This is a genomic window from Catellatospora chokoriensis (assembly GCF_011297315.1).
Lineage (GTDB): Bacteria > Actinomycetota > Actinomycetes > Mycobacteriales > Micromonosporaceae > Catellatospora > Catellatospora citrea.
Genome location: NZ_JAAOTI010000012.1, coordinates 18,666 through 41,366 on the forward strand (window position 1 = coordinate 18,666; position 22,701 = coordinate 41,366).

Consider the following 22,701-nt stretch of genomic DNA (forward strand, 5'->3'; position numbering starts at 1 on the left):
CTCAGCTCATGTCAGCTGGTGCTCGCGGACGGGTTGGCGCCGGCGGCGGCGGCGACCGCGGCGGCGATCTGCGCCGCGCTGGCCTGGGTGGGCTTGCCGTTGACCAGGACGGTCGGGGTGCCGGTGACACCGGCGCGGCCGGCCTCCTCGCTGACGTGGTTGGTCCAGGTGAGGAAGCGCTTCTCGCGTACGCACTGCGCGAAGTCCTCACCGAGCCCGGCCTGCCGGCCGAGCACGATCAGATCGTCGTCGGTGGGTCCGGCCCCGCCCTCGGCGGGCTGGTTGTCGAACAGTACGTTCGAGAACTCGGTGAACTTGCCGAACTCGGCGGCGCAGCCGGAGGCGGCCGACGAGCGGGTGGAGTACCGGTTCGTGGACGCGCCGTCGAGGTAGGCCACGGGGTGGGTGACCAGCGTGATCTTGCCGTCGGCGGCCAGCTGCGCGATCGAGGCGGCGGCCTCGTCGTGGAAGGACTTGCAGTGCGGGCAGAGGAAGTCGACGTACTCGTCGACGACGACCGGCCCGTTGCCGGTGGTGATGCCGTCACCGGCCGCGTTGGCGCCCTTCGGGGCGGTGAAGTCCGTCGTCTTGGAGCCCGCGTAGATGCCCCAGCCGATCAGGCCGGCGATGACCAGCGCGGCCACCGCCGCGATGGAGATCCACATGGTGCGCTTGCGGCGCTGCTCCTTGGCGATCTGGTCCCGGACCATCCGGGCAGCCGCGTTCTGGTCCTTCCGGCTGCTCATGCGTTGATTCCCCGGTCAGGCCCGCTCGCGGCGGGGTGCGGTGTGCTCGCTCGATTCACTGTCTTCCTCCAGCACGTCGTCATCCGCCGGCACCCCGGCGGAGAACGGTCGATCCAGTCGTGCGTCGAGGGAGAAACGGCTGACCGGGTAGATGATCAAAAAGATGGCCATCGCGAGGAAGGCCACATCCCGGAGGATCTCCGGAAGATAGTTGGGCGTCACCCCGGGCGGCAGCTGGCCGCCCTTGCTGAAGCACCCGCAGTCGATGTTCAGGCCGCGGGCCCAGGCCGAGCTGATGCCCGCGATGAAGGCGACCATCATGCCCGCCGAGAGCCACGCGGCCAGCCGGGTCGCGAGGCCCACCAGGAGCAGCAGGCCGACGACGATCTCCACGAAGGGCTGGATCGCGCCGACGACCATCGCGGCGTCGTACGACATGATCTGGTACGCGTTCACGGCGCGGCCGTTGGCGGCCAGGTCGGTGACCTTGAGCAGGCCCGCGACCAGGAAGATCCCCGCCAGGCCGAGCCTGACCAGCAGGCTCACCCACGGCTGGGCCCTGGTCCAGCCGGTGCGCTCGTCCATCGTGTTCCTCCTTCGCCCCCGCGCGGCCGCCTCAGGCGGCTAAGGCGCTAACGACGTCGTCCACCAGTTCGGCGCGGGCGCGGGCGACCCGGGACCGGATCGTGCCGACCGGCACCTCCTGCACCACCGCCGCCTGCTCGTACGACAACCCCAGCAGCTGGGTCAGCACGAACGCCTCCCGGCGCTCCGGCGACAGCCGGTCGAGCAGCTGCGCCGCCCCGACCTGGCCCGCCGGATCCGGGTGCGGCCCGCTCGTCAGCGCCTGTGCGGCCAGGCGCACGCCGAGCCGGCGCTGCCTTACCACCGTACGCAGATGGTCGGCGCAGGTGCGCCGGGCGATGCCGAGCAGCCAGGTGCGCACCGTCGAGCGGCCCTCGAACGCGGGCAGCGCCCGGAACGCCCGCAGGTAGGTCTCCTGGGTGAGGTCGTCCGCGCTGCCGGGGTCGACCAGCGCGGCGACGAACCGCCACACCTCGGCCTGGGTGGACCGCACGAACGCGGCCTGCGCGACGGGATCACCGGTGCGGGCGGCCAGGGCCCACTCGGTGGCCGGATCGATGCCCGGATGATGCTCCGCCTGTCGGGCCAGCGGCACGTTGGCGCCCAGGGTGGCCGACGAATCGCGGGCCGTCTCCGAGCGCCCACCACCGCGGGCGACGGGGACACCGTCGTCCGGGAGCGTGTCGTCTCGTGGCACGGGGGGCACGGGGAGCAAGCCTAACCGCCGGTCGGGCTCACTCCGGGCGGTGACGACTCGCGTGTCCTGGGACACCGGCGGGAACTGAATCGCGGCATGCGGCGACTACCCGCCCATGACGAACTGCGACGAGGTGCGGGTCGGGCTGTCCGCGCGGCTGGACGGCGAGGTCGAGGCATGGGCGGCGCAGGCCGGGCTCGCGCCGGACGCGCTCGACGGGCACCTGGCCGGGTGTGCCGACTGCCGCACCTGGTCGCGGGCCGCCGAGCAGCTCACCCGCGCGGTGCGGGTGCAGTCGGTCGTGGTGCCCGACCTGACCGCCCCGATCCTCGCCGCGGTCGCAGCCGAGCGGGACGGCGCGGTCCGGGCCGCCCGGCGGCAGGCCGAGGGCCGGCGGCAGATCCTGCGCGTCGCGCTCGGCACCACCGCCGTGATCCAGGTGCTGCTGGCGCTGCCGGCGCTGTTCGCGGGCGGCGGCGGGCTGCACACCGGCCGGGAGGCGGCGTCGTTCGACATCGCGCTCGCGGTCGGCTTCGCGCTGGCCGCGTGGCGGCCGGAACGCGCCCGCGCGTTCGTGCCGGTGGCCTTCGTGCTCGCCGCCTGCCTGATCATGACCAGTGCCTTCGATGTCGCCGAGGGCGTGACCGCGCTGGCCCACGAGATCGGCCACGCCGCGGCGCTCGTGCAGGCCGGACTCCTGTGGGCGCTCAGCCGCACGACCACCGTCTCGCGCGAACCCGCCCGCCCCGTTACGGTCGCCCCGTGAGTCACATGACTGCGCCCCTCCGCGCCTCCGCACCCCATGATCACTCGACGTGCCCGGCAGACGGGCGAGTGAGCGGTCAAGATACGCACGTATGCCAGGCAAGTCCGGCGATCGTCGACGGCGCGCGAGAGCCGCGCGGCGTGCGGGGACGGCGGGTGCGGGGGTTGCTGGCCGTCGTGGCGTTCCTGGCGTTGACGCTGTTGCCGGGCTCGCCGGCGTACGCGCACGCGGCGCTGCTGCGCACCAGCCCGCCGGCCGGGTCGGTGGTGCCCGAGGCGCCCCGGGACGTGACGCTGACGTTCAGCGAGCCGGTGTCACCGGTCGCCGACAAGATCCGGATCATCGGGCCGGACGGCCAGCGGGCCGACCGCGGCAAGCCGACGGTCGACGGCAACGTGCTGAAGATCGAGTTGCGCGAGGACGCTCCGAGGGGCACCTACCTGGTCAGCTACCGGGTGATCTCGGCGGACAGCCACCCGATCCCGGGCGGGTTCACGTTCTCGGTCGGCGCGCCCTCGGCCACCCCGGCGGCGCTGCCGGAGGAGAAGGTCGACACCACGATCCGCAACCTGATCGCGATCGGCAAGGCGATCGGGTACGCCGGCCTGGTGCTCCTGGTCGGTCCGGTGCTGGTGCTGACGCTGCTGTGGCCGGCCCGGCTCAGCCAGCGCGGCCCGCGCCGGGTCATGTGGACGGGCTTCGGCGTGGTCGCCCTCGCCACCCTGGCCGGCCTGTACCTGCAGGCCCCGTACTCGACCGGCGGCAGCCTGTTCGGGGCCACCGGCAGCGACCTCGGCGACGTGCTGGGCAGCCAGTACGGCATCGCGCTGCTGGTGCGGCTGGCGCTGCTGGCGGTGGCCGCGTTCCTGGTGCGCCCGCTGCTGGCCGGGCGCGACGGGATCGTGGACCGGGTGCTGCTGCTCGCGGTCGCCGCCGGGGCCGCGCTGACCTGGCCGCTGGCCGGGCACCCGGCCGCCTCACCGGTGCCCGCCGTGTCCGTGGTCGTCGACGCGCTGCACCTGGCCGGGGCGGCCGTCTGGCTGGGCGGGCTGCTCATGCTGGCGCTGTTCCTGCTGCGCCAGGCCGACAACCGCGAGCTCGGCGCGATCCTGCCGATCTGGTCCCGCTGGGCGGCGCTGGCCGTGTCGACCGTGCTGCTGGCCGGCGTGGTGTCCGGGCTGATCCAGATCGGCACGCCGCGGGCGCTGATCGACACGACGTACGGGCAGCTCATGATCGCCAAGATCGTGCTGGTGGGCCTGATCCTGGTCGCGGCGTTCCTCGCCCGGCGCTGGACGAACAACGGGGCCGCCGACAACCCCCGCCCGCTGCGCCGCGTCGTCACCACCGAACTGGCCATCGCGGCCGTGGTGCTCGCGGTGACCGGCGCGCTGACGCAGACCACCCCGGCCCGCACCGCGCAGGAGACCGCGCAGCTGCCGGCCCAGCCGGTCATCTACTCCTCGACCCTGACCAGCTCGCTGTACACGCTGCAGGTGGAGGTCGACCCGGCCAAGCTCGGCGACAACGGGGTGCACCTGTACGCGTACAAGGCCGACGGCTCGCCGCTGCCGGTGGTGGAGTGGAAGGCCACCGCGGCGCTGCCCTCGGCGGGCATCGAGCCGATCACGTTCCCCATGCTCCAGCTCACCGACAACCACGCCAGCGGGCAGGTCACCCTGCCCACGCCCGGAGACTGGCAGCTGCGCTTCACCCTTCGCCTCTCCGAGATCGATCAGGATTCGGTCACCGCGACGGTGCCGATCTCATAGCGCTCGGCGCCCGCTGAGCCGTACGAAAGGTCCAGGCATGAAGATGACGCGCCGGTTCGGTGTGGTCGCGATGACGGTGCTCGGCCTGCTGGCCGTCGCCGTGCCCGCGTCGGCCCACGTCACGGTCAACCCGAAGGAGGCCGTGCAGGGCGGCTACGCCCGCGTGGCGTTCCGGGTGCCGAACGAGTCCGACGACACGAACACCACCAAGGTCGAGGTGTACCTGCCGGAGGACGCCCCGGTCGCGTCGGTCACCACGATGCCTGTCCCTGGCTGGACGGTGACCGTGGCCAAGCGCAAACTGGCCACGCCGATCGAGGTGCACGGCAGCCCGGTCAGCGAGGTCGTCTCCACGCTGACCTGGACCGCGACCTCTCCCGACGCGGCGGTCAAACCCGGCCAGTTCCAGGAGTTCCCGGTGTCCATGGGCCCGCTGCCCAAGGTCGACAAGATGGTCTTCAAGACGCTGCAGACCTACTCCGACGGGGCGGTGGTGCGCTGGATCGACCCGCCCGCCAACGACGGCGCGGAGCCGGAGAGCCCGGCCCCGGTGCTGACGCTGCTGCCCGCGGCGGCGGGCGCTGAGGCCACCCCGGCGACGGACAACACCCTCGCCGTCGGCGACACCAAGAGCAGCGGCACGGACTGGTTCGGCGTGGCCGGTCTGATCGCCGGCCTGCTCGCGCTGATCCTCGCCGGAGTGGCGCTGGCGCGTACCCGCAAGGAGCCCGCGCGCTAGTCATCCGCACGGTCGTCATCGGCCGGGTGCCCGCATCTGCCGGGTGCCCGGCCGCGTTGTCCCGGGAGAGCGCGCCCCGATCACCGGCGCGCGGAGAGCCTCGCCGTCCCACCGGCGAGCCCTGGGAGGACACCCGATGCGCGCTGTTCGTGTTCTCGTCGGCCTGCTGGCCCTGCTCGTCGCGGTGCCCGCACTGGCCGCGGGGGGCGGCGCGGCCTGGCTGGCCCGCCACGACAGCCCCGACGGCGCGTTCCACGCCGCGATCGCCCCGCCGAAGGACTCCAACCGGGTGCTGGTGGTGCCGGACCTGGACGCGCTGCTGCAACGCGACGTGCCGTACGCGCGGGTCGGCGCGACCACGGTGCGCCTGTCGGCGAGCTCGGCGAACACGCCCGCGTTCATCGGCGTCGCGGCACCCGACGAGGTGGCCGCGTACCTGGCGGGCATCCGCTACACCGAGGTGGCGCAGACCGTCGTCGGGTCGGGGCCGGTGGTGCTGCGCACCAACCGGATGGACGCGCCCGGCCGGGACCCGCGCGACCCGCTGGCCGAGGAGTTCTGGCTGCGGCAGGGACTCGGCTCGCTGTCCTGGAATCCGCAACTGGACCGGGGACAGCACCTGGCCCTGGTCGTGGTGCTGCGGGACACCCCGGCAGGCGGCGGGCCCGTGCTGCCGTCGGACGCGGCGAGTCTGGACGTGGCGCTCGGCGCGAGCTGGCTCGGCTCGGCCTCGTGGGGGCTGCTGATCCTCGGCATGGTGCTGCTGATCCTGGCCTTCGTGACGCTGGCCTGGCCGGCCCGGACCGGCGAACAGGTGGCCGACACTACCGGTGACGGCGCGCTGACCGCGCTGCTGTCCACGGACACCAGGCCGGTGCTGTCCGGGGACACCGAGGTCACCCTGCCGCCGGCGCCCGGGCAGCGTGCGCCGCAGGCGGACGAGCCGGGGGTACGCGTCCCGCAGGGCAGCGAGCAGGCCGAACGCGCACCGCTGACCGTGCCCTGGGCGGGCGCGCCGTACACCGGCCCGAGCGCCGCGCCGATCGTGACCTGCCTCCAGGCCGCGACCGTGCCCGCCAGGTCCGGTGCCGGGCTCGACGACGCGGCGCTCGGCGACCCGATGCTCGCCGACACGATGCTCGCCGACACGCTGACCGGGGTCGGCATCTTCGGCGTCGGCGCACCGGTCGTGCCCGCGATGCGCACCGTCGCCGCGCCTGAGCTGCCCTGGCCTCCGCCGCGTGGCACGCTGCCCGCGACCGAGCCGGTCCGGGACGTGATCACCGAGGAGTTCGTGCGGCAGTGGCTGCCCCGCCCCGCCTGCGCGCTGCGGCTGGACCGCCCGCGGCAGCGGGTCTGACGGGTTGCCGGAGACAAGTCGAGCGGCCCGTACGTACCGGCGTACGGGCCGCTCTCACCGGGGGAACGGTGTCACCACTTGGGGACCTGTCCCGGGGGAGACGTTGTCCCTAGCGTTCATGTTACGGTAAAACCGTCAGAACGGACAAGACTGGCTATATGGCCCTTGACGTGGGATAATCCCCTGGTCGGTTGATCGGCAGGAAGACCAGCAGCACCAGGCTGAGCAGGACGTAGGCGTTGCGGGCCAGGAAAAGTCCCACCGTGTCCGTGGGCACCGCGGCCACCCCCCAGTCCACCACCGAGACCACGCCGATCACGCAGACGGCGTACGTGCCGGCCGCGAAGGCGAGCCAGCCCCACCGGCGGCCGTCACCCGCCCGCTGCGCCGCGACGAGCAGTGTCACGATCGCGGGCACGAACCAGTAGAGGTGGTGCGGCCAGGTGATCGGGCTGATCAGCCCCGACACCAGGCCGGTCAGCGCCAGCCCGGTCACCGCGTCGCCGGCCAGGCCCGCCCGCGCCGCCCGCCACATGCCGAAGCCCAGCACCACCAGGGCCAGCAGCAGCCAGAGCCACTTCGCGGGCTGCTCCGGCGCGACGAAACGGGCCAGCATGCCCTGCAGCGACTGGTTGCCGGTGTAGTCGAGGCGGCCCACCCGAGCGGTGTCCCACAGCGCCGAGGTCCAGAAGTCCCACGAGGCCCGCGGCGCGATCGCGGCGGCCAGCAGGGTCACGCCCGCGGCCGCGCCCATCGCCGTGAACGCCGCCCGCCACTGGCGGGTGACCAGCAGATACACGATGAACAGGCCGGGAATCAGCTTCAGCGCGGTGGCCACGCCGATGCCGACGCCGGTCCACTTCGAGCCGCGCGGCCCGAGCACCAGCAGGTCCATCATGATCAGCAGGATCAGCAGCATGTTGATCTGGCCGAACGTGATGGTCTCCCGCAGCGGCTCGATGACCAGCACCAGCGGCGCGCCGATGCCCACCGCGTACCAGGCCGGCCACCCCTGCCGGCGGGCCAGGGGGGCCACCAGCCAGTAGGTGGTGACCACGACGGCGGCGACGGTGCCCAGCGTGAACAGCGCCTGGGTCACGCCCAGCGGCAGCAGGCCGAACGGGAACAGCAGCAGCGCCGCGAACGGCGGATAGGTGAAGTACAGCGCGCCCTGCACCCGGTCGGGCTGGGCGTAGTCGTACAGGTCCTGGCCGTCGCCCCACCAGTTCACCGCGGACATGTAGATCTTCAGGTCGAAGAAGTCGTGCTCCACCCGCAGCCGCCAGAAGGCGACGGCGGCCAGCGCGAGCACGGCGATCACGGTGAGCACCCGCACGAGCGGGTCGCGGGTGCGGACCTGGGACATGGTCGCCACCCTATCCGCCACGGGGGCCGCACAGGCATGCCCCCGGCCCGACGGTGGCGACACTGACAGTGCGGCCATACGGCGTACGCTGTGCCGGTGGGAGATCTGCGAAGCGCCGACCATCTGGTATGGATCGACTGTGAGATGACCGGCCTGAACCTGGGCAGCGACGCCTTGATCGAGGTAGCGGCCCTGGTCACCGATGCCGACCTGAACGTGCTGGGCGACGGGGTGGACGTCGTGATCCACACCGACGACGCCGCCCTGGACGGCATGGTCGACGTGGTGAAGCAGATGCACGAGAAATCGGGCCTGACCGAGGCGGTGCGCCGGTCCACGGTCACCGTCGAGCAGGCCGAGGACATGGTGCTGGAGTACGTCACCAAGTACGTCACCGAGCCGCGCACCGCGCCGCTGTGCGGCAACTCGATCGCCACCGACCGGGGCTTCATCGTCCGCGACATGCCCCGCCTCGACACGCACCTGCACTACCGCATGATCGACGTGTCGTCGGTGAAGGAGCTGTGCCGCCGCTGGTATCCCCGGGTGTACTTCGGCCAGCCGGAGAAGGGGCTGGCCCACCGGGCCCTGGCCGACATCCGGGAGAGCATCCGCGAGCTGCGCTACTACCGCGAGGCCATCTTCGTGCCGCAGCCCGGCCCGGACGTCGACGAGGCCAAGCGCATCGCGGCGACGATGATGCTGCCCTGAACCCCGGAAACTCAGGGTAGCGGGGGACACAGCGATACCCGCTCGACGTGAGGCCGGGGGGTACCGCTATCATTGGTCAGTCGCTGCGGCCGCAAGGTCGTCGGCGGTGCGATGGTGGTCGTAGCTCAGCTGGTAGAGCACCGGGTTGTGGTCCCGGGGGTCGCGGGTTCAAGTCCCGTCGATCACCCCATACGAGAAAGCCCCGGCGGGATTCCCGCCGGGGCTTTCTGCTGTTCGTCAGGCGCTCGGTGTGCCCGAGGGGCCCGCGGAGGGGGCACCGGACGGGCCGGTGGACGGCGTCGTCGCCGGGTCGGGCGTGGGCTCGGCCGGAGGGGCGTACGGAATGGCGCTGCCCTTCACGTACTGCTCCCAGGTCTTGTCCCAGTCGGTCCAGCCGTTGCCGTAGTCGAGCCTGCGGGGCGTGCCCTTGGTGGTGATCGGCGTGCCGATCAGGGTGTTGGCGAACAGCCAGGCCGCGTTGGCCATGGACACGTTCACGCAGCCGTGCGACACGTTGGTGCGGCCCTGGTTCTGCACCGACCACGGTGCCGCGTGGATGAACTCGCCGCCCCAGGTCATCCGCTGCGCGTACTCCACCGGGGTGCGGTAGCGGTTGGCCGGGTTCGGGGCGTCCATGGTGTCGAAGACGGTGTTCCGCTTCTTCTCCATAATGATCATCGTGCCGCTGGAGGACGGCATGCTGGGACGGCCCAGGCTGACCGGGATCGTCTTGATGACCTTGCCGTCCTGATGCACCGTCATCTTGTGGGTCTTGTCGTCGACCTGCAGCTGCAGGTCCGGCCCGACCTTGCAGACCAGCGTGGAGTCGCGGCGGCCGTAGTAGCCGCCGCCCATCGGCAGGCCGCCGGCCCGCACGTCGACGGAGATCGACGTGCCGGCCTTCCAGAACGTCTTCGGCCGCCAGTGCAGCTCACGAGCGGTGTACCAGGTCCAGATGCCTTCGTGGAACGGTTCGGTCGTCACCATCAGGCGGCGCTGGACCGCGGCCCGGTCCGCCTTCGCGATGTCCCGGCTGGTCCTGAAGATCAGCACCATGCCGACGCCGACGACGGCGTTGTCGGCCAGGAAGCTGCTGATCCCGACCAGCTTGGTCGGCTTGGCCATGGTGGTGAACGTGGTGGTCGCGGTGGCGGGCTTGCCGTCGTCGCCGGTCGCGGTCACCGTCGCGGTGTAGGCCGTGCCGAAGGCCAGTGCCTTCTCCGGCAGCCAGCCCGCGCCGTCGGGGTGCATGGCACCCTTCACCTCGACGCCGGCGGCGTCCTTCAGCGAGACCGTGGTGGTCACGGACTCGGTCGCGGCGAACACGAGCTCCGCGCTGGCCGGCACGTCCTTGGCGTCGGCGGCCGGGCCGCTGATCGCGACGGTCGCCTTCGGCGGCGTCTCGGCCGGCTTGTCGCCGCCGCCGTCCGCGCCGTTCCAGACCGGGGACTTGTCGCCCGTGCAGGCAGCCAGGCCGGCCACTCCGGCGACACCCGCGCCGGCCAGGCCGAGCGCGGTGAGCGCGCGCCGCCGGGTCATGGACATGGGGGTCGGGAGATCGGGGGTGGGCATAGGCTCCTCACCAAGATCGAGGGGTGTATGCGCGATGCGCCTGTCCATACTGCCTCAACGACGCTCAGGCTGAGGACTTGGTTGCATCCAGTGAGGCTGCACACCGTTACATAAGAGGATAAAACGGACTAGTTTGTCGGATCCGACGGGGACGGGGTCACCGCAGCGGCGCTGGCGCTGGCGCTCGCGCCTGCGCTCGGGGAAGGGGAGGGCGCCACGGCCGGCACCGGGTCGAGCAACTCCTGCGGCACCGGCAGCGCGCTGCCCTTGACGAACTCCTTCCAGCTCAGGTCCCAAGCGGTGAAGCCGTTCCCGCGTTCCAGCTTCACCCCCGTGCCCTTGACCGTCACCGGGTCGCCCACGTGCGTGTTCTGGAACAGCCACACCGCGTTGCCGTAGGAGACGTTCAGGCAGCCGTGCGACACGTTGCGGTTGCCCTGGTCGCCGACGCTCCACGGGGCCGAGTGGATGAACTCCCCGCCCCAGGTCAGCCGCTGCGCGTACTGGATCGCCACCCGGTACTGGTCACCCGGCTCGCCGGTGGTGTCGAAGATGGTGGACTCCTGCTTGTCCATGATCACCATGGTGCCGGAGGAGGACGGAGTGCTCGCCTTGCCCAGGCTCACCGGCATCGACTTGACCTTCTTGCCGTTGCGGAAGACCTCGATGTGCTTGTTCGAGTTCTTGACGATCAGCTCCAGCTTCTCGTCCGCGATCTTCGCGGTGGCCTTCCGGTCCTCGTCGCCGAACCGGCCCTCGCCCATCGGCAGGCCCTTCAGCGCCGCCCGCACGCTGAGCACCGTGCCCGGCTTCCAGTACTCCGGCGCCCGGTAGGTCACCTGCCGCCCGCTCATCCAGTGCCACACCCCCGGCTGCGCCGGCGTGGTCGTCACGAACAGCCGCGACTCCACCTGCGCCCGCGCCGACTCCGGGATCTGCTCGGAGAACTCCACCACCACCGGCATCGCCACGCCGTAGGTGTTGCCGTCGAACAGGTACATGCCCGTGCCGACCTGCCGCTGCGGCTCCGCCATCGTGCTGAACGAGGTCGACTTCGTGATCGCCCGCCGCCCGTCGGTGGCGGTGACCGTGACCGAGTAGCGGCTCTTGTAGTCCAGCGGGCGGTCCGGGATCCAGGCCGAGCCGCCGGGGCGCATCCGGCCCGGGATCAGGCGGCCCTTGGCGTCGGCGAGGGCCACCGAGCGTACGCCCGCGTTCGCGACGGTGATGCCGATCTCGGTGCTGACCGGCAGGTCCTTCTGCTCGGCGACGGGCGTCAGCTCCAGGGTCTGCGCCGGCGGAGCAGGCTGCGGAGCGGCCTGTTCCTTGGACCCGGCGGACTCGCCCGTGCACGAACCCAGCGGGACGAGCACGGCCGCAGCCGCCGCGACGAGACCGAACCTGCGCAGAGCACCCATGACGCCACCCACCCATTACTGCCGTTATGTCCCGGTTCACATCCTGCCGTAAACGGTTGGGCGTCATGGCAGGTTCTGACGGAATCTCGGAACTTCGGCGCGTCCGCGCGGCGGCCCGGGTGTTTCCGGACCACCGCGCGGACGCTCACGGAAGGCGGTAGACCTTGATCGTGTGGCCGATCGTCGTGATCGGCTCGGCATCGGCGAGCAGCGCCGTGTACTGGTCCTTCCGCGTGGCGAGCAGGTGCACCGACACGGCCACCAGGCCGTGCACGTCGCTCACCGGGACGTCCTTGAGGTTGCGCGCGTTGACGCCGTAGTAACCGGGCACGGCCGGGCCGTAGTACATCAGCCAGACCGGCTCGCCCGGCGCGGTACGGCCCAGGTACTGGCCCAGGCGGCGCATGTCCTGACCCCAGTCGACGTTGGAGTCGCCGAGATACCGGTAGGTCTGCGACGGCCCGCCGAACGCCTCGTTCGAGTAGGGCAGGTAGTAGGGGAACGCCCGCACCGTGCTGAAGGCCGTGAACGCCACCAGCGCCACCATGGCCCCGATCGCGACCCGGCGCCGCCGGAACACCACCACCGCCCCCGCCGCCACCGCCATGAACATCGGCAGCCAGACGACATACCGGACGCCGAGATCCCGGCTGCCGGTCATCGCCACCCCGAGCAGCACCGCGGGCATCAGCAGCACGTACGGCACCATCGGCCGCAGCATCCGGTGCACGGCGAACGCCGCCAATCCGACCAGCCACGCCCCCAGCATGCCGAGCGGCTCCTTGACCGCCAGCGCGACCGGCAGGTAGTACCACCGGGCGGTGTCGGAGATCTCGCCGAACAGGTAACTCTTGTACTCGTTGCCCTCGAACTTCAGCTGGATCGACAGCCCGTCGGTGTACGGCTTCGGGAACGGCATCAGCTTGAGCACGAGCCGCTTCAGGCGCGAACTGGGCCGGAACCTGGGCTCGACGACCACGTTCAGCGACGGGTCGACGACCAGGTAGGTGATCCAGACCACGGCCACCGCGATGGCGCCCACCAACGCGACCGCGCCCGCGGCATGCAGCAGCCGGCGCCGGGTCGGCGCCGACGACGCGTACCACATGCTCCACCCGGCCAGCACGAGCACCACGGGGAAGAGGCTGAGCGCCGACATCTTCGACGCCAGCGCGCAGCCGAATGCGGCGCCCGCCAGCGGCAGGTACAGCTTCGGCCGGTTGCGGGCCCGCCACAGCAGCCACGCCGTGGTCAGGATGAACCCGGCCACCGGAACGTCGTTGGCCGCCACCGACCCGTGCGCGATCAGGTCAGGGGAGAGCGTGAACAGGGCCAGTGCCAGCAAGCCGCCGCCGTCGCCGAACAGGTCCCGCGCGAAGAAGAAGACCACCAGGCCGAACAGCAGCGTCAGGACGATCGAGGGCAGGCGGGCCCAGAGGAGCATCCGGTCGGTGTCGTTACCCGACTCGTAGAGCACGGTCCGGCCCAGGGTCCACTGGTCGTTGAGCTTCAGGCCGATCTTGTAGGCGGGGTCGAGGTGCACGTCGGCGCCCTGGAGGCCCACGGCGATCAAGATCTTGGTCAGCGGCGGGTGCTCCGGATTGACCTGGAGTGAGCCCCGCTGGTCGTAGGCGACCGCGGCGGCGACGTAGACCGGCTCGTCGTTGATCGGTGACTGCTGGATGGCGGTCACCACCATCGCTGTCGCCATCCAGCTCAGCATGAGCAGGACGGCAGCAGGAACCAGCCACTGGCGACGCATTCTGTACCCCCATGTGACGGGTACCCGACCGACCCGGCGCGCGAGATTGTTTCACCTCCGTCGAAGATGTGCCGACCCGGTCGGGTCGGACATTTGGTCACTCCTCGGTGAAATCGGGGGAGCGGGTATGGGCCCTACGCCGGAGTGATCGTGTCGACGGGCTGTTGATCATCAAGTGAGGGTGATCACACGGCGGCCCGGTGACCCTCTGTGGTTGGTTTTGGCGGGGTTGATGGGTGCCGGGGATCAACTGGTTTGAGGCGATTTTTGTGGGTGGTTTGAGGGGGTTCGGCGGCGCGCTCGGGGTGTTCGGTAACCGGTTGGAGATCCCCCGGATCGCCGTGCTAATGTTCTCTCCGTTGCCAACGAGCGCCGCTAGCTCAACTGGCAGAGCAGCGGACTCTTAATCCGCGGGTTCGGGGTTCGAGTCCCTGGCGGCGCACCAGCAGTAACACTCAGGGCCGGTCTTCTCAGACCGGCCCTGATCCCTTTCTTGACCCCTACGTCAGCTCTCGAACAGAAAGCTGAGCTTGTCGGTCGTCGACCGCTGAGCCTGCCGGGTCGCCTCCACGTAGATCAGCTTGGTGATCGTCGGAGAGCTGTGTCAGAGGACGTCCTGGATCTTCTCGATCGGCACGCCTTGCTCGTCCAGCAGCGTTGCGCACGAGTGCCGAAGGTCGTGAAGCTGGATGCGGTCCGGGCCGGCCAAGCCGAGCAGTCTGACGAAGTGCCTGTTCAGATTGCGCGGTTCGATCGGCGTTCCGATCGTGGTCGTGAAGATCAGCCCGTGCTCCCGCCACTTGCCGACGGCAGACTTCCTCTCTGCCTGCTGCGCCATGCGATGCCGCTTGAGCGCGTCGAGGCATGGCGCAGGCAGCCCGACGACCCGTTCGGAGCCATCAGACTCGACCGGGCCGAACACGAGCTGCCCGTTGAGGCGTTGAACGGTCTGCCGCACAAAGATCAAACCTTCGTTCAGATCTGCGTCCTGCCATCGCAGCCCGAGCGCTTCGCCACGGCGCAGCCCCAGCGCGAGAGCCATTGCGTACAGGGTGAAGAGCGCGATCTCCTCGGGTTCCGCGAACGACAGACAGCGGCCCTTCACCCGGGCGCGCATGAACATCGGCATGCCGCCACGATCCCGGTACCACCGCGTACCGGCGACCGGAGACACACCCACCGCCACGGCAGCGGCCTCGCTGGTGCACCCCGTCGCGATTTCACGCCAGAACGCCCTCTCCACGTCCCGCCGATGCGACGGCGCCTCGGCGACTTCATCGCGGCCCTGCCCATCAACGCTTTCCTCCATTCCGCTGGGCGACCCAGCAACACCCCCAGAATCAAGGTGTTTGCGACGACCCGTCGAATCCGACCCCGGTGAACGCCGTCCTCGCGGGCGACGCCGGACGGACGCGGGGCGACGAATTCACCGCTCAAGTGTGCCTCGACCACGCCAAGGCTCAACGCAAGAAACCCTTTGAAGCTTTTGCCGTGATCGCCAGTGCGCTGATCTGATACCGCCGCCTCACCAAATGAGACACGCCCTTAACATCCGGCGCCGGGATCCCGCAAGACCTTGACAGGCATATGGATGTACGCCAACCTATCCACCAATTCACGGGGGTGAAAACGGTGCGACAGCGCCGCTTCGCGGATCCCCGTGCCCAATTTCTGGGGAGGGATCATGGAGAAGAAGAGCTTCTTCGCCCGCGCCGGTCTTGCGTTGCTAGCCGGGGGCATCCTGGCGGCCGGCTCGGTGTCGGCCGCGTCGGCTGCAGGCGAGTACCGAACGTGGCCGAACGGTGGTGGTTACGTCGCCGTCTCTGGCTACGGCAGCCAGGTCAACGGCAACGGGCAGTGGCGCCCATACGACACCGGTTCGGGTCCGCGGTCGTACCTCGACGCCAACGTCTGGTACACCAACGCCGACGACCACAAGAAGTACGCGCACTTCTGGACGCAGTTCAACACCTACGGCGCCTGGAACTCGTACGACGACGCCGAGACCGGTCACTCGAGCACCACGTCCGCGTCGTGGCTGTACGCCAACACCGGGCTCAACCTCACCGCCAGCAACCAGTTCCGGGCGGAAGCCCGGGTGTGCCTGGACGTGCCCTACCGCACGGACCCGTGCAGCGGTTGGGCCTACTCCGCGTCCAGCTACTGGAGCTGACATCGTCCGGCCAGGTCGCCTCTGCAGCGTGAGTGGGCGACCTGGCCCTCCGGCTTTGAAGAAGGAAAAATGACTGAGCACGACCGGCTCGTGTGCGAGCGATTGACGAAAAGCTACCGCAGTGGATTCCGGCTGGGCCCGCTGACCATGGAAGTCGCCACCGGCGTCACCTGCCTCGTCGGCCCCAACGGGGCCGGCAAGTCGACGTTCTTCCGGTTGGCTGCCGGCGTGGACCGGCCCAGCTCGGGTTCAATCGGCGTCGTCGCCGAAACCGGCGGGGCCGGGCTGGGCTACCTGCCGCAGGAACCGAAGCTGCCGAACTCGGCCACCTGCGAGGAGTTCCTCCACCACGTGGCCTGGCTGCAGCGGGTGCCCAGGCGGGACCGAGCGGGCGCCGCATCGCACGCACTCGACCAGGTCGGTCTGTCCGATCGCCGGAACGCACGCATCGGCACCCTGTCCGGTGGCATGCGTCGTCGTCTGGGCATCGCGCATGCTCTCGTCCACGACCCGCTGGTGCTTCTGCTAGACGAGCCGACTGTCGGGCTGGACCCGCGCCAGCGCATCGCGCTGCGCGAGGCAGTCGCCGCAGTGAGCCGCAACCGCATCGTCATCGTGTCGACGCACCTGGTGGAGGATGTACGCGGGCTGGCCGATCGGGTGGTGATCCTTGGCGAGGGGCAGGTCGCCTACGACGGCGACGTGGCGTCACTGGAGGCGCACGCCACCGACGACGCGCCTGGCGACACCGATCTGGAGCGGGCCATCGCGGTTCTCATGACGGGAGCGAGCGAATGAGGACGAAGCTCGGGTATGCGGTCCACACACTGATCGGTCCGTGGCTGGTGCTGCCGGCCATCGTGCTCGACGTCGTCACGTTCCTCCAGCGGGGCATGCCCTGGCGAGGCGAAGGCATGTGGACCGCGGACTGGTTCGCGGTCGCGCTGTTCGTCCTCGGCCCGGTCAGCGCCGGAGTCGCAGCGGTCGACGCGGCTCGGCTGACCCGCCCGGGAAACATTCACCTGGTGCTGTCGGTCCCCCGCCCGGAGCGGGTGTACCTGCGTGCTGCGCTGTGGTGCGCCGCACCCGTCGCTGCGGCGCACATGGCGACCATCGCCGTGGCGCTGCTCGTCGGGCAGGTGAGGCAACCGAGCGCCGGCTGGTGGGCGATCATCGCATCGGTGTCGGTGCAGGTGCTGGCCATCTTCTGGTACGTCGCCCTCGGGTCCGCCCTGGGCAGGTTCGCCTCGCCGCTCGTGGCAGGGCTGCTCGGCGCCACAAGCAGCTTCGTGCTCAACTACACGCTGAGCAACGCCTTCGACAGCGACCAGCAGTTCCGCCTGCTCAAGTTCGGCGGCGCCACCATCACGCTGCTGGGACGCACCTACAACGCCGCCTACCTCGGCGGGCAGGCGATCCTGCTCTTCACGACCGCACTGCTGCTCGTCACGCTGCGGGTGCGGTCGCGCTCAGGAATGCGGATGCCATCGGCCGCAGGATGGGCAGCGGCCTGCGCCGCAGTTGGCCTGCTCGCCTTCGCACCGGCGCTGTTCCCCAACAACCGCCAGGTCGACGTGCCGGTCCCGCCGGACGTCTGCACGGGCGACGCCCCGCAGATCTGCCTGTTCGACGAGCACCGGCGCTATACCGATCTGGTCGTGCCGCAGGTGCAGCAGCTGATGGACAAGGCAAAACACAAGGGCTACCAGGCGCTCGTGCCGCAGCGAGTGCTGGAGCAGAGCCGGACCTACCTCCCCTCCGGGCCTGCCGTCCAGCGCCTCTGGCTGCCTGCCGAGGTCTACGAGCAGGGGCAGCTTCCCTTGGAACTCCTGGTGGAAAGCCTCGTCTCGCCGTGGCACTGCAAGGAGCTGGGGCCAGGCGTCGATCCCATGACGGTGGACCTCGACTGGCAGGCCTACCACTCCAGGTACTTCTCCCTGTTCATGACCTGGATGCAGATCGCCGACCACCGCCTCGACCGTCCCGTTCCGGCCGAGTTCCGCGTGCTGAACCCCGCCGAGGCTCAAGTGATGGTCGAGGACTTCCAGCGCTGTGAGCTGGACGGCCGCAGTTGAGCAACGTGTCGACGGCTCGCGCCTGGGCCTCGGTGCACGCCACCCGGCCGGCACTGAACATCGTGGCGCTGACCGCACTCTCGTCGTGGTTCTTGGCGCAGGCGACGATCCAGGACCTCGGTGTCGTCCGGTTCTTCGCCGAAGTCTCCGTGATGCTGCTGTTGCCCGCCATCGGCGGCGTCGCGGCCGCGACGGCATGCCACAACGAAGCCGGCCTACCGCTTCCCGACCCGGCCAGGGCCCGGGTCGCCAGGTTCCTGTGGGCGATCGGCTGGACCGCGGCGGCGACCGCCGCCGCGGAGGTGGGGCAGCTGGCGGATGCGCCGACCGACCCGGCCGCGACCGTGCGCAACATGCTGATCTACACCGGAATCGCACTGCTCGCCGTCAGCAGCGGGTTCTCGCACATGGCGTGGTTGCCGGTGCTCGGCTACACCGTCGTCTGCATGATGTTCGGCTTCCCACCCAACGAACCCCGTTACTACTGGTGGGCCCCCGTCATGGAGGCCGATGCCACGCTGGAGCAGCTCGCCGCGGCGGGATCGTGGTACGGGCTCGCGCTGGCCGGATACGTGTTTCGTGGTGGCAGTGCCAGGATCGGCCCTGTCGGCGGAGGATTGCCGGCGCACATCCGGTCGGCGCCGTAAGGCGCCACGTTCCCTGATCGATGCGGTACCCGCGCTCGCTGATGACGACATGGCGAAAGACAGGCCGGCCGCGCCGGGCAAGGACGGGGTCGACACCCAGCTGGTCGCCTGTTCGGAGAGATCGAGCAGGTTGACGGTCTCGGGGGTGGAAAGTACGGTGGTGTGGCTGACGGGCCTCCCCTTTATCGGGACAGACGTCAACGGGGGAGGTCGAACAGATGGCGCGCGAGCCGCTCGCGGGCGTTCCTGATCGGCTGATCCGGTCGGTCGCGTTGGAGCAGCAGGTCATGGCCGCGATCCGCAGCGGCTTCCAGCCCGTCGGCCGGGCCGTCGCCTTGCCGTTCGAGGTCTCCGTCGCCAGTGCGCGACGAGCCGGTGGGACGCGATCGATCGCGGTGGGCGTGGACCATATCGGGGGGCCGCTGCTCGGCCTGCCCGCTCCACGACGCGCCGCACGGTGTGCGATGTAAGGAGCTGGTCACGGTGGTGGCCCCGGATTCCGGACCGTGGCCCATCCGTCGTCTGACCGGAAGTAGAAGCTCCGTGAGCGAACAGATCATCCAACCCCGTACCCTGCGTGGTTTCACCGACATCCTGCCCGCCGCCGGACAGCACCGCCGCCGCATGATCATGGCGATCGAGGACGTGTTCACCTCTTTCGGTTTCGATCCCATCCAGACTCCGGCCGTCGAGTACGCCGAGATTCTGAAGGGCAAGGGCGGCGCGGAGTCGGACAAGCAGATGTTCGAGTTCGAGGACCAGGGCGGCAGGGCCGTCGCGCTGCGTTTCGACCTGACTGTTCCGCTGGCGCGTTTCGTCGCGCAGCACCACGCCCGGCTGACGCTGCCGCTGCGGGCGTTCAACATCGGCTACGTCTGGCGCGGGGAGCGTCCGCAGCGTGGCCGCTATCGCGAGTTCCTGCAGTGCGATGCCGACATCATCGGCGACACCGGCGTGACAGCGGACGCGGAGATCCTGTCGATCATCCAGACCGCGCTGCTGCGGATGGAGATCGGCCCGCTCGTCCTCCGGCTGAACAACCGGCGGATCCTCAACGGACTGCTGGAGAATCTGCGGCTGGGAGACCGGATCGTGGCCGTGCTCCGGGCGCTCGACAAGATCGACAAGATCGGGCCCGGCGGCGTGGTGGCCGAGCTGGGCGGAGTCGGCGTGAGTTCCGCCGCCGTCGACCGCATCCTCGCGGTGGTCGGCTGCCGCCAGCAGACCAACGAGCAGACGCTGGCCAGGATGGCGGAGCTGGTCGGCGCGTCGGCCGAAGGGGAGGCCGGTCTGGCGGAGGTGCGCCAGGTGCTCGACCTCGTCGCCGCCGCCACCGGCCGGTCGGACCTCGTGCGGTTCGATCCGAGCATCGTGCGCGGCCTCGACTACTACACCGGGGTGGTCTTCGAGGTGATGCACGAGTGGGCGCCCGAGGTCGGCAGCATCGGCGGCGGCGGGCGCTACGACAACCTCTCCGGCCTTTACACCGCCCGGAAGCTGCCCGGCGTCGGCGGCACGATCGGCGTCTCCCGGATCCTTTCCGCGCTGGAGGGCCTGGACAGGTTGCCCAAGAGCGGGCGGCAGCGCACGCTCGTCGTGGTGACGCGGGGCCCGGAGTGCGACTCCGTCGCCCTGGCGGGCATCGCGGCTGCGGTGCGCGCGACGGGCACGTTCGACGTCGACCTCTTCCCGGCCCGGGACGCCAAGCACGGGGCGCAGATGAAGTACGCCGACAGCCGCGGCGCGCGGTATGTGCTGACTCTCGACCCGGAGGGCACGGTCTCGGTCAAGGATCTCGTGTCAGGTATGCGGACGGCGAGCAGTGTGACAGGAGCCGCAGACTTGCTGGCCAAGTGGGAAGCCGAACGATGAGGTCCGCGATCGTCGCCCGCTAGTGGCACGTCGCGAGGCACGGCCACGTCCCGATCACGCTGGGGACGTGGCCGTGAGCTTTTCGAAGTCGGGGGCGTACACGGTCATCCACTGGGGATGCAGCCGGTAGTAGACCACCTCGCGGTCCCAGTCGAAGGCGTCGGCGCCGTAGCAGTCCTTGAAGTAGGCCAGCAGCTCCGGCCAGTCGGCGGCCGGCTCGCCCTGCGCGGGGTTGAGGATCTCCACCTGGCCGTGCGTGAACACGCCCAGATCTTCCCCACGCAGGTGGGCGGCGCTGACGGCGGGCCGGGCGGCCAGGTGGCGGGCCTTGGCGGCGGTGCGTGCCGTGCCGAAATGCCACTTCCCACGTAGGAAGTGCCCGTCCACCCCGCTGATCCGCGGCTCGCCCTTCGCGGTCACGGTGGACAGGGCGAGCGTGCACATCCCGGTGAGGACCTGCGTGAGCTGCGCCGCGGTCAGCGTGCGTTCCGCGTTGATGATCGAGCGGAGATGCGAGGTGGAGCGGGACAGGGAGGCGTGCAGCAGGGCCTGGAGTTCGACGAGGTCTTCCGGTGTTTCGCGCACTCCGCCACGGTAACCGCCACCGCCCCGGCGGGTGCTGATCAACTTACTGTTCACGCGGGCAATCCCCGTTGATCACCGAGGCCACTCGGTGAGTTCGTGAAGGCTCGGCAGAGTCCTCGGCTGGTCGCGTCCTCGGCGCGACGCAGCCCAGGGAACCGGAGCTTCGTCCTTGTCTCCATTCGCACATCGACCGTGCCGTGGCATGTCGATCGTCCTCGCGCTGGTGGCGCTGGCCGCGACCGTGCTGGTCCCGGCCGCCCCGGCGGGCGCGCACCCGTTCGGGGATCCGCAGACCGTCGCCATCGCGGCCGACACCGCCCGCCCCGCGGTCGTGCACGTGCGCTGGAAGGTCGGCGGCGCCGACGACCTGACCCTGCTCGGGGTCGCGCTCGGCCTGCTCCCGCAGGACCGGGTCATGCTCGACGGCGCGGTCTTCTTCCAGGACGCGGATGCGGCGACGATCGGGCCGTCCGGCGCTTTCACCGCCTACCTGCTGAAGCAGATCACGGTCGACAGTGGCGGCCGGGCCTGCGCGGGCACGGTCACACCGTCGAGCGACCTGGCGCGGACCGGCGTGACCATCGACTACACGTGTCCCGGGCCGGTCGGCACGGTCGCGGTCGCGGTGCGGACCTTGACCGACCTGAACCCGGCCTACCGCACCATGGCGAGCGGCCCCGGCGGGGCCCGCGCGGTGTACACCGCCGACCAGCCCGCCCACGACTGGGTGCTCGGAGACGCGCCCCCGCCGGCCGGTGCGGACCTGGGCCGCAGCGCGGCCGTGCAGATCGCCGCCGTGCTGGGCGGGGTGCTGCTCGTCGCGGTCGGCGCGCTGGCGCTGTTCCGCCGGTTCGGTCGCCGTCGGCGGGTCGCCGGATGAGTGCCGCCGCGTCCGCCGTGTCGGTCGCCGACCAGCTGCAGAACATCATCCAAGCGCCGGGTGTGCCGCCGCTGGCGTTCGGGCTCGCGTTCATCGCGGGTGCGGCGCACGCGGTCGCGCCAGGGCACGGCAAGAGCCTGGCTGCGGCGTACCTCATCGGGTCGCGCGGCCGGATCCGCGACGCCGCCTGGCTCGGCGGCTCGGTCGCCGTCATGCATACCGTCTCGGTCCTCGTCATCGGCCTGGCCTGGACGTTCCTGTCCCTCTCGGACGTCCTGCGCATGGCGGAGCTGACCAGCTGGCTGCAACTGCTCGCCGGACTGATCGTGCTGGCCACGGGCCTCGCCCTGGTGCGACGGCACGTCCGCGCACACGCCGGATCGCACGGCCACAGCCACGGTCACGGCCACAGCCACGGTCACCGTCACGGTCACGGCCACCTTCACTCGCACGGCATCGACAGCGCGCACAGCGCTGAACACGGCCACACGCATGACCACGGCTCCGCACTCAGCACAGACCACGCGCACGACCACGGCACAGACCACGCGCACGACCACGGCACAGACCACGCGCACGGACATGGACACACCCACGGGGACGGCGCGGGCAAGCGGCCCGGTCTGGTGCTGCTCGGCATCTCCGGCGGGCTCACCCCGTCTCCGGCGGCCTTCCTGGTGCTGGTGACCGGCTTGTTCATCGGGCGGCCCGGGTTCGCGCTGCTGCTGGTGATGACGTTCGGCATCGGCATGGCCGTGGTGCTGTTCGGGGTCGGCGTGCTGGCTCTCGCGGGCGGATCCCTGGTCGCACGCGGCTCGCGGTCGAGCGGCCTGCTTCACCTCGCCACCCGGGTGGCCCCTGTTCTCGCCGCCGCCGGCATCACGGTGTTCGGCGTCGGCATCACCGCTGTCGCAGCGGTGCAGCTCACGAATGTCACCTAAGGAGACACCCCTCATGATCCACCGTTTCCGACTG

The 22,701-nt window shown here is 70.5% G+C and carries 21 protein-coding genes, 2 tRNA genes and 1 pseudogene; 15 read left to right on the plus strand and 9 right to left on the minus strand.

What is annotated here, in order from left to right; genetic code table 11:
- Window positions 1–11: 11 nt before the first annotated feature.
- The 3 genes from HAV39_RS18970 to HAV39_RS18980 are packed head-to-tail and all read right to left on the minus strand — an operon-like array spanning window position 12 to window position 1,920.
- On the minus strand, window positions 12–746 hold the full coding sequence (locus HAV39_RS18970; protein ID WP_191840550.1) for a DsbA family protein: 735 nt from the start codon (window positions 744–746) through the stop codon (window positions 12–14).
- A gap of 15 nt (window positions 747–761) precedes the next feature.
- Window positions 762–1,331 carry a DoxX family protein gene (locus HAV39_RS18975; protein ID WP_191840551.1) on the minus strand — a complete coding sequence of 190 codons (570 nt, stop codon included), beginning with the start codon at window positions 1,329–1,331 and terminating at the stop codon, window positions 762–764.
- Between the two features lie 31 nt (window positions 1,332–1,362).
- Complete coding sequence (locus tag HAV39_RS18980) at window positions 1,363–1,920, minus strand: sigma factor-like helix-turn-helix DNA-binding protein (protein WP_239120862.1); 558 nt, start codon at window positions 1,918–1,920, stop codon at window positions 1,363–1,365.
- Window positions 1,921–2,143: 223 nt separating this feature from the next.
- Here HAV39_RS18980 and HAV39_RS18985 point away from each other — a divergent pair, with 223 nt between their 5' ends.
- The 4 genes from HAV39_RS18985 to HAV39_RS19000 all read left to right on the plus strand — a co-directional run bounded on the left by HAV39_RS18985 (window position 2,144) and on the right by HAV39_RS19000 (window position 6,665).
- Window positions 2,144–2,794: a hypothetical protein gene (locus HAV39_RS18985; protein ID WP_191840552.1), complete on the plus strand. Its 651-nt coding sequence runs from the start codon at window positions 2,144–2,146 to the stop codon at window positions 2,792–2,794.
- 155 nt (window positions 2,795–2,949) lie between these two features.
- Entirely contained in the window at window positions 2,950–4,566 is a 1,617-nt protein-coding gene (locus tag HAV39_RS18990) for a copper resistance CopC/CopD family protein (protein ID WP_239120859.1), read from the plus strand.
- Between the two features lie 37 nt (window positions 4,567–4,603).
- Entirely contained in the window at window positions 4,604–5,305 is a 702-nt protein-coding gene (locus HAV39_RS18995; protein WP_191840553.1) for a YcnI family copper-binding membrane protein, read from the plus strand.
- 136 nt (window positions 5,306–5,441) lie between these two features.
- Complete coding sequence (locus tag HAV39_RS19000; protein ID WP_191840554.1) at window positions 5,442–6,665, plus strand: hypothetical protein; 1,224 nt, start codon at window positions 5,442–5,444, stop codon at window positions 6,663–6,665.
- A gap of 154 nt (window positions 6,666–6,819) precedes the next feature.
- Here the strand turns inward: HAV39_RS19000 and HAV39_RS19005 are convergent, their stop codons facing one another.
- Window positions 6,820–8,031: a glycosyltransferase 87 family protein gene (locus HAV39_RS19005; RefSeq protein WP_191840555.1), complete on the minus strand. Its 1,212-nt coding sequence runs from the start codon at window positions 8,029–8,031 to the stop codon at window positions 6,820–6,822.
- 105 nt (window positions 8,032–8,136) lie between these two features.
- Here HAV39_RS19005 and orn point away from each other — a divergent pair, with 105 nt between their 5' ends.
- Both orn and HAV39_RS19015 read left to right on the plus strand, forming a co-directional pair.
- On the plus strand, window positions 8,137–8,742 hold the full coding sequence (orn, locus tag HAV39_RS19010; protein WP_191840719.1) for an oligoribonuclease: 606 nt from the start codon (window positions 8,137–8,139) through the stop codon (window positions 8,740–8,742).
- Between the two features lie 114 nt (window positions 8,743–8,856).
- Window positions 8,857–8,932, plus strand: a tRNA-His gene (locus HAV39_RS19015).
- 47 nt (window positions 8,933–8,979) lie between these two features.
- Here HAV39_RS19015 and HAV39_RS19020 read toward each other — a convergent pair.
- The 3 genes from HAV39_RS19020 to HAV39_RS19030 form a co-directional block, all read right to left on the minus strand.
- On the minus strand, window positions 8,980–10,314 hold the full coding sequence (locus HAV39_RS19020) for an Ig-like domain-containing protein (RefSeq protein ID WP_373311830.1): 1,335 nt from the start codon (window positions 10,312–10,314) through the stop codon (window positions 8,980–8,982).
- Window positions 10,315–10,442: 128 nt separating this feature from the next.
- The gene (locus tag HAV39_RS19025; protein ID WP_191840556.1) at window positions 10,443–11,732 is read right to left on the minus strand and encodes a L,D-transpeptidase; all 1,290 of its coding nucleotides are present in this window, start codon (window positions 11,730–11,732) and stop codon (window positions 10,443–10,445) included.
- A gap of 145 nt (window positions 11,733–11,877) precedes the next feature.
- Window positions 11,878–13,443: an ArnT family glycosyltransferase gene (locus tag HAV39_RS19030; RefSeq protein ID WP_203736572.1), complete on the minus strand. Its 1,566-nt coding sequence runs from the start codon at window positions 13,441–13,443 to the stop codon at window positions 11,878–11,880.
- Between the two features lie 420 nt (window positions 13,444–13,863).
- Between HAV39_RS19030 and HAV39_RS19035 the strand changes: the two genes are divergently transcribed.
- Window positions 13,864–13,939, plus strand: a tRNA-Lys gene (locus HAV39_RS19035).
- A 159-nt stretch (window positions 13,940–14,098) separates the two neighbouring features.
- On the opposite strand, the pseudogene HAV39_RS19040 reads toward HAV39_RS19035, so the two are convergent.
- Window positions 14,099–14,787 (minus strand): annotated as a pseudogene (locus HAV39_RS19040) (site-specific integrase).
- Between the two features lie 84 nt (window positions 14,788–14,871).
- Between HAV39_RS19040 and HAV39_RS19045 the strand changes: the two are divergent.
- From HAV39_RS19045 to hisS, 6 genes are all read left to right on the plus strand, one after another.
- A complete protein-coding gene (locus HAV39_RS19045) occupies window positions 14,872–15,009 on the plus strand; it encodes a hypothetical protein (protein WP_191840559.1) in 138 nt (45 codons plus the stop codon).
- A gap of 169 nt (window positions 15,010–15,178) precedes the next feature.
- A complete protein-coding gene (locus HAV39_RS19050) occupies window positions 15,179–15,667 on the plus strand; it encodes a hypothetical protein (RefSeq protein ID WP_191840560.1) in 489 nt (162 codons plus the stop codon).
- Window positions 15,668–15,736: 69 nt separating this feature from the next.
- Window positions 15,737–16,465, plus strand: a complete 729-nt coding sequence (locus tag HAV39_RS19055; protein ID WP_191840561.1) for an ATP-binding cassette domain-containing protein — start codon at window positions 15,737–15,739, stop codon at window positions 16,463–16,465.
- On the plus strand, window positions 16,462–17,742 hold the full coding sequence (locus tag HAV39_RS19060; RefSeq protein WP_191840562.1) for a hypothetical protein: 1,281 nt from the start codon (window positions 16,462–16,464) through the stop codon (window positions 17,740–17,742). Before HAV39_RS19055 ends, HAV39_RS19060 begins: the two co-directional genes overlap by 4 nt.
- Window positions 17,743–17,804: 62 nt before the next feature.
- A complete protein-coding gene (locus HAV39_RS19065; protein ID WP_191840563.1) occupies window positions 17,805–18,389 on the plus strand; it encodes a hypothetical protein in 585 nt (194 codons plus the stop codon).
- A gap of 360 nt (window positions 18,390–18,749) precedes the next feature.
- Window positions 18,750–20,261 carry a histidine--tRNA ligase gene (hisS, locus tag HAV39_RS19070; protein WP_191840564.1) on the plus strand — a complete coding sequence of 504 codons (1,512 nt, stop codon included), beginning with the start codon at window positions 18,750–18,752 and terminating at the stop codon, window positions 20,259–20,261.
- A 54-nt stretch (window positions 20,262–20,315) separates the two neighbouring features.
- On the opposite strand, the gene HAV39_RS19075 is transcribed toward hisS, so the two are convergent.
- Entirely contained in the window at window positions 20,316–20,900 is a 585-nt protein-coding gene (locus tag HAV39_RS19075) for a pyridoxamine 5'-phosphate oxidase family protein (protein ID WP_239120858.1), read from the minus strand.
- A 148-nt stretch (window positions 20,901–21,048) separates the two neighbouring features.
- On the opposite strand from HAV39_RS19075, the gene HAV39_RS19080 reads away from it, so the two are divergent.
- Window positions 21,049–21,726 (plus strand): hypothetical protein, encoded by a 678-nt coding sequence (locus HAV39_RS19080; protein WP_191840565.1) that lies wholly within the window; start codon window positions 21,049–21,051, stop codon window positions 21,724–21,726.
- Window positions 21,723–22,667, plus strand: a complete 945-nt coding sequence (locus HAV39_RS19085) for a HoxN/HupN/NixA family nickel/cobalt transporter (protein WP_191840566.1) — start codon at window positions 21,723–21,725, stop codon at window positions 22,665–22,667. The genes HAV39_RS19080 and HAV39_RS19085 overlap by 4 nt, the downstream gene beginning before the upstream one ends.
- The last annotated feature ends 34 nt before the right edge of the window (window positions 22,668–22,701 follow it).